This is a genomic window from Bacillus glycinifermentans (genome assembly GCF_001042475.2).
Classification (GTDB): Bacteria; Bacillota; Bacilli; order Bacillales; family Bacillaceae; genus Bacillus; species Bacillus glycinifermentans.
On the sequence record NZ_LECW02000045.1, the window covers coordinates 371051 to 383934 of the forward strand.

Sequence of the window (12884 nt, forward strand, 5' to 3'; positions counted from 1 at the left end):
TCATAATGAAATTATTCTTGATTCTAGGTTCGATAAATGCAATGCTTGCGGTTGCCCTTGGAGCCTTTGGAGCTCACGGGCTTGAAGGGAAAATTCCTGAGAAATATCTGCAAATCTGGCAGACGGGTGTCCAATATCATATGTACCACGCACTCGGATTGCTGGCCATCGCGCTCATTGCCGGGAAGCTTTCCGGCGCTGGAAGCATTACGGCGGCAGGCTGGCTGATGTTTGCGGGAATTGTCTTATTTTCAGGAAGCTTATACGTCCTCAGCTTGACGCAAATCAGCGTCCTCGGCGCCATTACTCCGCTTGGCGGCGTGGCATTCATCGCGGCATGGATCATGATCGCCGTGTCGGCGGTCAAATACTTATAGTTTCTATAAAAGCCAATCTTTTTAAGAGATTGGCTTTTGTTATTTTAACGCAAACTGATTCATGATAAATTTAATGTTATGAACAGATGCGGAGGCCCTGCTGAAGCATGTTGTATAGAAGGGGTGTGCACGCTGCGGGGTCTTTAGGTCTCACGCGCGAAAAACGATGAAAATTAAAGTGATGATTGCGGATGATAATTCATTTATCAGAGAAGGCATGAAGATTATCTTGAGTACGTACGATGAAATAGACGTGCTGGCCACGGTGGAGGATGGCCGTCAGGCTGTAGAGTATTGCAGCGGACATGATGTGGATATTGCCCTCCTGGATGTCCGCATGCCGAATATGAATGGGGTCGAAGCGGCAAAGTTCATTTCGGGACAAACGGGGACAAAGCCGCTCATTTTAACAACGTTTGATGATGATGAATATATTGTAGCCGCCATACAGAACGGGGCAAAAGGATATTTGCTGAAAAACACCGAGCCGGAACGGATCAGGGATGCGATCAAAAGCGTGTATCACGGAAGCATCGTGATGCAGGATGTTGTTCTCGATAAAATCAAGTCGAATTTAACCGAGCGTAAAGATCCGGAACCGAAAATCGACAAAAGCCTGTTCACTGAAAGAGAGCTTGGCATTATGGCTTTAATCGCCAGGGGACTTTCCAATAAAGCAATTGCGAAAGAGCTTTTTATCTCGGAAGGGACGATAGCGAATTATATTTCTTCGATACTGGGGAAGACGGGGCTGGAACACCGCACACAGATCGCGATCTATTATTTAACCGGAAAATCGAATCTGAACTGAGGAACCGCAATGGAATTTTGGATGATCATCGTCAAGCTCATCATGCTTGGATATATCGTGTTAAGCTGCATACAATCGCCTGTCGGGAATCTTCCGTGGATCGTTTTTTGTTTAATCCTGTACTTTTGTGTCAATATCATCATCGGCATTTTAAAAAGGAGAGCGCTCAAAAAGGGGATCGCCGTCTTATCGATTATTATTTCGGTTGCTTCCTATCAGCATGTCCATCCTCTATTCATTTTGCTGATGCCGCTTAGCGTGTATGAATTGCTGTTTGACGTGCAGCCTAAGTGGATGATATTGACGTTATCTCTTATACCCGCCGCTTTTATCGGCGAATCGTTGCTGGCGATTTACGGACTGACGGTTTTGTTTCAATTTCTTATTTTCACTATATTAAAACAAGATTCAGCCCGGATTCAGATGCTTGAAGATCATATTGATCAAACGAGAAAGGATATGCAGACCTTAACAAAGGCTTTGCATGACAATAAAGAGTATATCAGACAGTCTGAATATACGTTTAAATTAGAGGAGCGAAACCGCTTGTCACAGGAAATCCACGATAAAATCGGCCATTCGATGACAGGGGCGCTCATTCAGCTTGAAGCGGCCAAACGCCTGCTTGATACAGACAAACAGAAAGCGTCTGAGCTGCTGCAAAACGCGATTAACATTTCAAAAGACGGAATCGAAAAAATCAGGCTGACATTAAAGAACATCAAGCCGCCTCCTGAACAGATGGGCATCCATAAGCTGAAATTATTCATTGATGAATGTTCGGCGCGGCATCATATCGATATTTCTTTTCTGCATAAAGGAGATTTGGACGTCATTACTCATATTCAATGGAAAATCGTATTTGAAAATATTACGGAAGCGCTGACCAACACGATGAAATATGCGGATGCGACCCGGGTATCGATCGAAATCCATGTGCTGAATACGCTTATCAAAACCGAAGTAAAAGACAACGGAAAGGGACAAGAGAAGGTTAAGAAAGGCATGGGAATCATCGGGATGGAGGAGCGGGCCGCGTCTGTCAACGGAAAGGTAATCGTCGACGGATCAAACGGTTTTTCCGTGACGACGCTGTTGCCGAAGCATGAATGATTTCATGAAAAGAATATGAAATTTCTCATGTGAAAAAGATGAATTGCTGCACTGCCGCGGATTCATCTTTTTTTTTATAATCATTTTCGTAAAGTCAAAATGAGGTGAAAAGATGAATGTATTAGAAATCAAAAACCTTACGAAAAAATTCGGGGATTTTGTCGCTGTTGATAATATGTCGCTATCCATAGAAGAGGGGGAAATATTCGGTTTGCTCGGGGCAAACGGCGCGGGGAAGAGCACGACGATTAATATGATCTCAGGCCTTTTGCGAAGCAATGAGGGAGAGGTTCTCATTCTCGGCAAAAACACCGCTGCATTCAGGAAGCACGCCAAAATGAATATTGGCATCGTTCCTCAGGATTTGGCGATTTACGAAGATTTGACGGCCTATGAAAATATGAAATTTTTCGCCGGGCTCTACGGGCTGAGAGGATCCCTTTTACACGAACGCGTTGAGGAGGCACTGCAATTTGTCGGGCTTGGCGATAAACATAAAAGCTTCCCGAAAAACTTTTCGGGCGGGATGAAAAGACGGCTGAATATCGCCTGCGCCATCGCCCACAGGCCAAAGCTGATCATCATGGATGAGCCGACGGTCGGCATCGACCCGCATTCGCGAAATTACATTCTGCAATCCGTGAAAAAGCTGAATGACATGGGATCGACCATTATTTACACAAGCCACTATATGGAAGAGGTCGAAGAGATTTGTACGCGGATTGCCATCGTTGACCACGGAAAGGTCATCGCGGAAGGCGCGAAAGAGCAGCTGAAGGCGATCATCACCGACACGAAAGATATTTGGATTACCGTTAAATCAGCCGGGAATGTCGACCTCGGCAAACTAAAAGAGATCAGGGGAGTCGAGACGGTGTCGGTTGAGGAAAATACGATGAAAATCAACTCGGATACAGGCGTCAGCAATTTAAACCAAATCATTGAATATCTGATGACAAGCGGTGTCGAAATTCGTTCATTGGAAGAAAAAGCGCCAAACTTGGAAACCGTGTTTCTGACGCTGACAGGAAGAAATTTACGCGACTAGAAAGGGGGTCAGAGGCTTGAATATCGTAAACATCGCAAGAAAAGAAATTCTGTCGTCTTTTCGGGATAAAAAAACGCTGATATTTATGCTGGCGTTTCCGATCGTGCTGATTGTGATTTTGGGAACCGCACTGACAAACGAATTCAATCATCAAGTATCGATTGATGATATTCACGTTTTGTATAAAGACCAATCAGACGGGGAATTGTCACAAGGCTTTAAAGTTTTTGCAAAGGAAGCAAAAAAATCGGGCGTACATTTTAAAAAAGTGCTAAGCGATATGGATGGACGGAAAGAAGTCGAAAAAGGACGCTACGATGGATACATCAAAATCGAGAGCAGCGGAATCAAGCTGTATAAAAGCGACCAAAACAGCATTGAAGGAAGCATTATTCAAGGCATGCTGTCAGCGTTTACGGATAAATATAAGACCGTAGCGGAGATTTACAAGGTCAATCCGAAGCAGGCTGGAGCAGTGCTCGCCAACAGCATTCATGATGATTATATTAAAGACACGTCGCTGCATTCCGCAAAACGGCCCAGTGCTATTGATTATTACTCTATTACGATGACTACGCTGATCGCTCTTTACGCGGCTTTACACGCCAGCTACCTAATCCGCGGGGAAAGGCTCCGCAACACAGCCGACAGGCTGGTGGCCGCTCCCGTTCAAAAATGGGAGATTTTCACCGGAAAGCTGATTGGCGGGATTGTGACAAATGCGCTCTGTATTTTTCTCGTTGTCGCTGTCAGCAAATTTTTGTTTAAAGCCAATTGGGGAGATCATATCGGCCTAGTGCTGTTTGTCCTGTTCACCGTCGTGCTGTTTGCGGTGAGCCTTGGGGTCGGCGTCAGCTATTTGACGAAAACGGGAGAAGCGGCAAAGACGATAATCAATGTGCTGATTCCGCTGGTTGCTTTTTTTGGAGGCGCTTATTTCCCATTAGATGATACGGAAGGTATTTTAAGCATGATCACGAAACTTTCCCCGATCAAATGGTCGAATGAAGCCATGATGAAAGTCATTTATGCAAACGATTTGGCGGCCGCGCTGCCGGCGGCCGCTCTGAATATCGGTTTATCCGTGTTCATGCTTCTGATCGCCGTTGCCGGACTGCGCAGAAGGGAGGGGCTGTAAGATGAAAGAAATGCTTTGGCTCGTGAAAAATTCGCTGAATGTAACATTTAAAAACAAGAAAAATATCTTCCTGTTTATGTGTCTTCCGCTGCTGGGGATCTTCGTTGCCCTTATGACGCAAGGAAGCACAGACAAAACCGATCTGAACGTCGGGATTGTCAATCATGAAAAAAGTCAGATTACCGCTGACACGGCGGCTTTTTTAAAGGGGCTTGACAATGTAAAGGTAAGCGCGGTGAGCAGTTCGGAAGCAGCAGAGAAAATCGCCTCTGGAACGCTTGATTGTGCGATTACTTTTGATAAAGGATTTACTGACAGCGTGCTTGACGGAAAGCCGGGACATATCGGGATTTCATCTGTTAAAGGTGCTGAAGTGACGGGCTTTGTGAAATCGTATTTGTATCATTACATTGACAATATCGCAGTAATGGGCAAATCGGCGCAAGGAGATTCGCAAACCTTTGAGAAAATCTACAAAAACTATCAGAACTCAAGCGTGACGCTAAAAACGCATACGCTCGATGATGCATCGAAAAATAACAGAATGACGTATCAAACGGTTGGATTTCTCCTGATGGCGATGCTCTTTTCAGCGGGGAATTTGTCTGAAATTCTTGTGAAAGAAAAGGAAAACAGGACTTATTTCAGGCTGTTGACCACGCCGATTACAGCAAGGCAGTACGTATTCTCAAATATTACCGTAAGCTTGTTTGTCATGATATTTCAAACCCTTTTTACATTGTTCATGATGAAAAACGTTTTTCATATCGATCCGGGCATTCCGTTCTGGCAGATGGCGGTTGTGCTCTTGATATTTACGCTGAGCGCCATCGGTCTTGCATTGATCACGGTCGTTTTCTCAAACAGCTCCAAGGGTGCGGGCGCCTTGCAGAATCTCATTTTCATGCCGACAATCATGCTTTCCGGATGTTTCTGGCCTGTTGAGATCATGCCGCCTTTCGCTCAAAGAATCTCGGAGTTCCTTCCGCAGCGATGGGTGCTGGACACATTGACAAAGCTGCAGGATGGACAGCAATTTCAGAGTTTATATTTAAATATCCTGATATTGTTCGGCTTTGCGGCTGCATTTTTCTTAATCGTCATTTATAAATTCAGCCGTAATAATGATGCGCGGAATTTTGTCTGATGATAAAAAAAGGGTTCGGGTTCAAAGAGAACCGAACCTTTTATCTAGGCGTGTATGAAGCCATTGAGTACGGATAGTCGTAAACGATCGGTTCATCGAACGTAATGTAATCAAGGTAAACCATCAGAAGCAAATAGCGGGTGCCCGTTTTTCTATCGCTTAAAATGATATGATCGCGTCCGGCTGCTTCAATTTCTCCGCGGAACACTTTTGCATTCCATTGCGGGTTGTTTTCAAACGTCATGTATACGGTCGCGACTTTCCCCCGGTTGAGCCGCAGAATATTTTCGATATACGACTGCTCTAATGGCAGCATGCCCGGAATGCTCGGCCCGGTTTGCTGCGCCGGAGTCATGGGTGGGACCTGAACGCCTGCCGGCTGCGGCTGGGTCAGCTGGACGGGCTGCTGAAAGGTTGGCTGGCCGCCCATTTGCGGGAATTGCGGCTGCCCCTGCTGTTGATACATCTGTCCCATCTGTCCCATTTGTCCCATGTGCCCCAATTGCGGATAAGGGTTGGCACCCATTTGCGGCCGAAAATCCGGCATTTCAATCTCTTGGAGCGGCTGAAAAAGATTTTTCTTAGGTTTCATGATGTTCCTCCTTATGATGTCATTGAATCAAAATCAGACCTTTACCCGGCTTCATGTTTGGTACTTATCGGGATCGGCGTCAGGAAAGTCCGCTTTAGCACGGTTGGGGTTGATGTCAGGTGAAAGTTCAATGTTTCTCATCCCTTTAACAGTATGAGGAAGAAGTCTGGAATATGACTGGCAAAAACGAGAAAGTCAAAATGAAAAGACCGCTCAATCGAGCGGTCTTTTGCGTGATTAAACGATGATTTTATTCGAAAGCAGAGACTGTTACATTTGAAAATTGTTTTCATTGAGTGAATGACGATGTCTCAATTGCATAAGCTGGATCCCATTTGAATACTCCGGCAATAAACGGGCGATCGGCCGCGCCGAATGGTTCATTGGGCCTCTTTTGATGAATGGATCAAAAAATCAAGAGGAGCATCGCCTGGTCACATTCTATTATTTTTAAAATATTACATTAAATACATTTACTGGGTTGTCAGAAAATGATAGTTTCTAATAGAAAAGGATCAACTTGGAGGTGACGCTTGCGTTTTGTTAGGATGTTGTCTTGTTTTTTTGGGTCATGTGTAAAATTGAAATGATAACAGGGGGATTTTGCAATGTTAAAAAGGATGTTTCGTTCTAAATTGTCGATGTTGATGGCCGGCCTTGTCATCATGGCTTCGGTTTTTCTGCCTTCTTTTCATGCCGATGCAAAGGCTCTAAAATCGGAATCAGTAAACCGTCCGGCTGCAAAGGCTTCACTATTTGCAGAGATTACGGGGAACAGCAAGCAGGAATGGTCTTTCTCCGATATTGAGCTGACATACAGGCCGAACTCGATTTTGGCGCTGGGGACGGTTGAATTTACGTTGCCTTCGGGGTTTTCTGCGACAACGAAAGATATGGTAAACGGAAGGGCGCTTACGACCGGGCAGATTTTGAACAACGGAAAAACGGTAAGACTCCCGCTGACGATTGATTTATTGGGCATCGCCGAGTTCAAGCTCGTTTTGGCGAATAAAACGCTTCCTGCCGCCGGAACGTATACGTTCAGAGCGGAGAACAGGGTGCTCGGCCTCGGCTCGACTTTCTATGCCGAAGACTCAATCGAAGTGCAAAAAAGAGCGACTCCGCCGACACAGCCGTGCAATTGCAAGTAAAAATCAAGCTCCAAAGACGATCGTCTTTGGAGCTTTCCTCATTAAACATGCAAAAATGCAGGCAGCTGTTCATTTGACAAGCGGTTGCCGACGAAGAATGAACCGAATTCCCCGTAACGCGCGCTCACTTCGTCAAAGCGCATTTCGTAGACGAGCTTTTTAAACTGCAGCACATCATCGGAGAAGAGCGTTACACCCCATTCATAATCGTCAAATCCGACTGAACCCGTAATGATCTGTTTGACTTTGCCGGCGTATCCCCGTCCGATCATGCCGTGGCTGCGCATCAGATTTCTGCGCTCTTCCATTGAAAGCATGTACCAGTTGTCATCACCTGATCTTCTTTTATCCATCGGATAGAAGCAAACATATTTGGCTTTAGGGAGCTCTGGGTACAGGCGCGCACGAATTTGCGGATTTTCGTAAGGGTCTCCGTCCCCGCTTCCCATATAGTTGCTAAGCTCGACGACGGATACATAGGAATAGGCGGGAATCGTGTACTCCGCGAGCTTCGACTTATTGAATTCCAGTTCGATTTGATTCAGTTCCTCCATCGTCGGACGCAAAATCATCAGCATGAAATCGGCTTTCTGGCCGACGATGCTGTACAATGTATGGCTTCCGTTTCCTGCTTTTTCGACAGCGCCCCATTTTTCAAGGAGTCCGGTAAATTCGCTGATAATGATCTGGCGTTCGTCGCTTGAGAGCGTCTTCCAGGCGGCCCAGTCCATCGTCCGGAAATCATGAAGGGCATACCAGCCGTCAAGCGTTTGTGCGGCTTCGTTTGTTTTCTGCTGTTCGCTCATTATTTTCACTCCTCATACGTATGTAATTGTCTTCATCATACCATAGTTTCCGTTTCTTCATCCCCTTAGAAGTCTTGGCCGGAAAATGAAGTCCGCTGTATAAGCGGGGCAGACCGTTGTATAATAAATATAATTGCCGATTAATTTAATTAAAAAAAAGAGTTTTTTAAATGAAAGCGTTATAATTAAGGCTGAATGATTGAATTTATACCGCAAAAGAGTATCCTAAATAGAGGAGTTTTTGTATTTATTCAAGGAGGGTATACAGTGGCAGATTTATTTACAACAGTACAAGAAAAAGTAGCAGGAAAAGGTGTTAAAATCGTATTTCCGGAAGGAATGGACGAGCGTATTTTGACGGCGGTCGCAAGCCTCGCCGAAAAAAACGTGCTAAAGCCGATTCTCGTAGGAAACGAACAGGAAATTGCGGCAAAAGCAAAGGGATTAAATGTAACGCTTGACGGAGTTGACATATATGATCCTCATACATACGAAGGAATGGAAGACCTTGTACAAGCTTTCGTAGAGCGCCGCAAAGGAAAAGCGACGGAAGAACAGGCCCGCCAAATCCTTTTGGACGAAAACTATTTCGGCACGATGCTTGTATACAAAGGGCTGGCAGACGGTCTTGTCAGCGGTGCGGCTCATTCGACTGCCGATACGGTGCGTCCCGCCCTGCAAATCATTAAGACAAAAGAAGGAGTGAAGAAAACATCCGGCGTCTTCATTATGGCCCGCGGCGATGAGCAGTATGTGTTTGCAGACTGCGCGATCAACATTGCGCCTGACAGCGAAGATCTAGCCGAAATTGCCATCGAAAGCGCCAACACGGCTAAAATGTTCGACATCGAGCCGCGGGTAGCGATGCTAAGCTTCTCAACAAAAGGATCTGCAAAATCAGATGAAACCGAAAAAGTGGCAAACGCGGTGGCGATCGCCAAAGAAAAAGCGCCTGAGCTTACGCTTGACGGCGAGTTCCAATTCGATGCTGCATTCGTTCCGTCTGTCGCGGAGAAAAAAGCGCCGGGCTCCGTTATTAAAGGCGATGCAAACGTATTTGTATTTCCAAGCCTTGAAGCGGGGAACATCGGCTATAAAATCGCTCAGCGCCTCGGCAATTTTGAAGCGGTCGGACCGATTCTGCAAGGCCTGAACATGCCGGTAAACGATCTGTCCAGAGGCTGCAATGCAGAGGATGTTTACAATCTGGCGCTGATTACGGCTGCTCAAGCGCTGTAATGGTGCTTCAAAACGGTGAACGATGTGCGTTCACCGTTTTTTTATTGCGTTTTGATTTTTATCGAGCAGCGCTTCGGCCCCCTTGCCGCTTATGTCAGGCGGCGGCCATTCGCAAAGGTCGAAAGGATAATCCGAGCCTTGCACCAGCCTCTCTTCTCCAACAAGCTCTTTCAGAAAATGTATGCCCTTTTCGTTCCATAACACCGTATCAAACCAAAACCTTCGCAAGTATTCGACGGGCGGGGCCGTAAGCGATGCTGCGGCTTGCGGCCACATGTCGCAGCCTTTCTTCAGTCTGCCGATTTGATAAGGGAGAAATCCGCCCCCGTGGGCCAGCACAATTTTGACATTCGGAAAGCGGTCGGTAATGCCGCTCAATAATAAGTCTGCCGCACAGACGGTCGTTTCCCACGGAACGCCGATCAAATTGGGCAGCATTTTGCGGCGGAGCCGCGGGTCTTCGGAAAGGAGCGGATGGATGAAAATGATCGCTTTCAGCCTGTCGGCTTCTTCCCAAAAAGGTATGAATGCGTCATCGGAGAGCAGCTTTTCCGATGCGCCCGGCCCGATGATTGCCCCTTTAAGGCCGAGATTCATTGCTTCATTCAGCCTGGCGCACGCTTTTTCGGGACTGTTGAGCGGGATTGTGCCGAGCCCTGACAGCCTTTGGCTGTGCGTTTTTGTCCATTTGGCCAGGGCCGCGTTGTAAACGGCCGATATGTCGTCTGTCATCTCCTCTCTGAGATCGTAAAGAAAAAGCTGGGGAACTGGTGAGACCAATGAATGCAGAATGCCCGCTTTTTCCTGCTCTTCTAAGTATAATTCCTCCTCATAAAACTGTTTCTTTAATTCAAAGCCCCACTTGTGATTGACGGTCAGAAATTCCGCTTTATCCGGCGACTTTTTTTCCCATACCGCCTGAACGGTCCTTTCATTGTCTCTCAGCCAAAGCAGGACATCCTCCGGAATGAAATGCGTATGGACATCAAACAAAGCTAAATCCCTCCCGTTTACGGCCGTCTCCAATACCCAAGCTTCTCCGAGATGCCGCGGGCGGCCTGTTTTACTTTAAAAATGATTTTTTCCTGCGAGGCTTTCATTCGTTTTGTGGGACCGACGACGCTGACAGCGTATTTGACTTCTCCGAGATAGTTTCTGATGGGAGCGGAGACGGAAGTGATCCCTTCGATGAATTCACCGTGACTGACGTCAAATCCGTTTTCTCTGATTGTTTTTAGCACGTTTCTAAGTTTGTTCGCATCTGTCACCGTTTTCTGCGTATAGCATGTCAGGCCGCTTCTCACATATCGTTCCAATAATCCGTCGCCGCCGTATGCAAGAAGCACTTTGCCTGAGCTTGTACAATGCATCGGATTTTGCCGGCCGATGTGTGATAGAAGCTCAACCGGACGGGGACATTCCGTACGATTGATGTACACAACGCTGAAATCGCCGCTTATCGCGATGTGAGACGTCTCGCCTGTCTCTTCTGTCAGCTTTTCGAGAACAGGCTGGGATTCCCGGTTAATTTCAAGAGTCGAGGTGACAATTGTATTCAACTGCAAGACAGATAACCCCAACTTATATCTTTTGGATTCCGGATCCTTCATGACAAACCCTTCGCTTTCAAGCGTACTCAACAGCCGGGAGACCGTGCTTTTCCCCAGGCCGAGAGATGCGGCGAGCTCGGTGACTTTTTTTTCAGGCGTATCCAGTGTAAACGATTGAAGCAGCCGAAGAGCGTTCTTTACAGACCCAAGCGTGTAGTTCGGTTTTGCCTCTGCGGACATTGATTTCCTCAACTCTTTCATTGTTTTGTTGCCTTTTGTTCCATAATATAACATAAAACGAGGATAAAAAACGAAAAATATCAAATTTTCGGAAAAAATAACAAGGTTGTTCCACATAGAGGAACAACGCTGTTTTCTTCACAAATAAAATCATTTAATTTAAGTGGAAAAGGAGGATTGATTTTCCATGAATTTGCAGACGGCAACATCGGCAAATCGCGTACAACCATTTGACTGCCGGCATTTTATAAACGGGAGATATTTTGCGTCAGAAAGCGGCAAAACGTTCGACAATATGAATCCGGCCACAAAGGAAGTCATCGGCAAGGTTTCCGAGGGCGGAAAAAAGGAGATCGATCTGGCCGTCGCCGCGGCAAGGCGTGCATTGAACGGGCGCTGGAAAAACATGACCGGTGATGACAGGATTCGAATCATCAGAAAGATCGGCGACATCATTCTTGAACGGAAAGATGAACTGGCAAAGCTTGAGACGCTTGATACGGGAAAACCCCTCTCATTATCCAGCACGATGGATATTCCCCGCGCCGCCTTTAACTTTCATTTTTTCGCCGACTTTATGAGAGGAGTCGGAACGGAGGCCTATCAAACCGATGACATCGCGATCAATTATGCGATCCGCCGCCCGGTTGGCGTTGTCGGATTAATCAATCCATGGAACCTGCCGCTTCTCCTGCTGACCTGGAAGCTGGCTCCATGCTTGGCGGCAGGAAATACCGCCGTCATCAAGCCGGCTGAGCTGACGCCGCTGACAGCCACGCTTTTGGGGGAAATCTGTCAAGAAGCGGGCCTGCCTGACGGAGTGGTCAATATCGTCCACGGATTCGGTCCGGAATCAGCCGGCTCTGCACTTTCCGAGCATCCTGACGTCGATGCGATTTCCTTTACCGGCGAAACGACGACCGGAAAAATCATTATGGAAGCCGCCTCAAAAACGTTGAAAAAACTTTCGTTTGAACTGGGCGGAAAAAACCCGAACATCATTTTCGCTGACGCCGACATCGATGAAGCGGTTGAAACGACATTGAAATCGAGCTTCGTCAATCAGGGGGAAGTCTGCATGTGCGGTTCCCGCATTTATGTCGAACGGGAAGCATATGACGAATTTCTGGACGCCTTCATTTCAAAGACAAAGGAGCTTCGTGTGGGCGATCCGTTTGATCCGGAAACGAATATTGGAGCTTTGATTTCGGCTGAACATACCGAACGGGTGATGAATTACATAACGCTGGCGAAAAAAGAAGGCGGTGACATTGTAATCGGGGGAGGGCGCCCGGAAGGCCTGGAATCAGGCTGCTATCTCGAACCGACGATCATTACCGGGATTTCCCGGAGCTCCCGGGTTGTCAAAGAAGAGATTTTCGGCCCGGTCGTGACGGTGATTCCATTTGACGATGAAGACGAAGTTATCGCTCAGGCGAATGATACCCACTATGGGCTCAGCGCAACCGTTTGGACGAACGATCTCCGCCGCGCGCACCGCGTCGCCGGACAGATCGAAGCCGGGATGGTCTGGGTCAACACCTGGTTTCTCAGGGATTTGCGGACGCCGTTTGGAGGAATGAAGCAAAGCGGACTTGGACGCGAAGGCGGAATGCACAGCTTCGAATTTTTCAGCGAATTGTCAAACATTTGCATCAAGCTGTAAAGGAGG

Annotated in this window: 13 protein-coding genes; 9 read left to right on the top strand and 4 right to left on the bottom strand. The window is 46.9% G+C overall.

All coding sequences use genetic code 11. From position 1 onward, the window contains the following. Positions 1–5 precede the first annotated feature (5 nt). The 6 genes from AB447_RS21185 to AB447_RS21210 all read left to right on the top strand — a co-directional run bounded on the left by AB447_RS21185 (position 6) and on the right by AB447_RS21210 (position 5634). Entirely contained in the window at positions 6–377 is a 372-nt protein-coding gene (locus AB447_RS21185; protein ID WP_057957743.1) for a DUF423 domain-containing protein, read from the top strand. 166 nt (positions 378–543) lie between these two features. After that, positions 544–1188 carry a response regulator gene (locus AB447_RS21190; protein ID WP_048352777.1) on the top strand — a complete coding sequence of 215 codons (645 nt, stop codon included), beginning with the start codon at positions 544–546 and terminating at the stop codon, positions 1186–1188. Positions 1189–1197: 9 nt separating this feature from the next. Then, positions 1198–2301, top strand: a complete 1104-nt coding sequence (locus tag AB447_RS21195; protein ID WP_048352778.1) for a sensor histidine kinase — start codon at positions 1198–1200, stop codon at positions 2299–2301. 112 nt (positions 2302–2413) lie between these two features. Next, complete coding sequence (locus tag AB447_RS21200) at positions 2414–3349, top strand: ABC transporter ATP-binding protein (RefSeq protein ID WP_048352779.1); 936 nt, start codon at positions 2414–2416, stop codon at positions 3347–3349. Positions 3350–3365: 16 nt separating this feature from the next. Further along, positions 3366–4487 carry an ABC transporter permease gene (locus tag AB447_RS21205; protein ID WP_048352780.1) on the top strand — a complete coding sequence of 374 codons (1122 nt, stop codon included), beginning with the start codon at positions 3366–3368 and terminating at the stop codon, positions 4485–4487. A 1-nt stretch (position 4488) separates the two neighbouring features. Next, on the top strand, positions 4489–5634 hold the full coding sequence (locus AB447_RS21210) for an ABC transporter permease (protein WP_048352781.1): 1146 nt from the start codon (positions 4489–4491) through the stop codon (positions 5632–5634). Positions 5635–5674: 40 nt separating this feature from the next. On the opposite strand, the gene gerQ is transcribed toward AB447_RS21210, so the two are convergent. Beyond that, positions 5675–6226 carry a spore coat protein GerQ gene (gerQ, locus tag AB447_RS21215; RefSeq protein ID WP_048406518.1) on the bottom strand — a complete coding sequence of 184 codons (552 nt, stop codon included), beginning with the start codon at positions 6224–6226 and terminating at the stop codon, positions 5675–5677. 608 nt (positions 6227–6834) lie between these two features. On the opposite strand from gerQ, the gene bslA reads away from it, so the two are divergent. Further along, positions 6835–7377, top strand: coding sequence for a biofilm surface layer hydrophobin BslA (bslA, locus tag AB447_RS21220; RefSeq protein ID WP_048352783.1), 543 nt, complete (start codon positions 6835–6837; stop codon positions 7375–7377). A 41-nt stretch (positions 7378–7418) separates the two neighbouring features. On the opposite strand, the gene hemQ is transcribed toward bslA, so the two are convergent. Continuing rightward, positions 7419–8183 (bottom strand): hydrogen peroxide-dependent heme synthase, encoded by a 765-nt coding sequence (gene hemQ / locus AB447_RS21225; RefSeq protein WP_046132438.1) that lies wholly within the window; start codon positions 8181–8183, stop codon positions 7419–7421. A 267-nt stretch (positions 8184–8450) separates the two neighbouring features. Between hemQ and pta the strand changes: the two genes are divergently transcribed. Continuing rightward, complete coding sequence (gene pta / locus AB447_RS21230; RefSeq protein WP_048352784.1) at positions 8451–9422, top strand: phosphate acetyltransferase; 972 nt, start codon at positions 8451–8453, stop codon at positions 9420–9422. A 30-nt stretch (positions 9423–9452) separates the two neighbouring features. Here the strand turns inward: pta and AB447_RS21235 are convergent, their stop codons facing one another. Further along, a complete protein-coding gene (locus AB447_RS21235) occupies positions 9453–10415 on the bottom strand; it encodes an amidohydrolase family protein (protein ID WP_048352798.1) in 963 nt (320 codons plus the stop codon). 17 nt (positions 10416–10432) lie between these two features. Continuing rightward, entirely contained in the window at positions 10433–11233 is an 801-nt protein-coding gene (locus AB447_RS21240; protein WP_411801403.1) for an IclR family transcriptional regulator, read from the bottom strand. Between the two features lie 166 nt (positions 11234–11399). Here AB447_RS21240 and AB447_RS21245 point away from each other — a divergent pair, with 166 nt between their 5' ends. Further along, on the top strand, positions 11400–12878 hold the full coding sequence (locus tag AB447_RS21245) for an aldehyde dehydrogenase (protein WP_057957744.1): 1479 nt from the start codon (positions 11400–11402) through the stop codon (positions 12876–12878). Positions 12879–12884 lie beyond the last annotated feature (6 nt).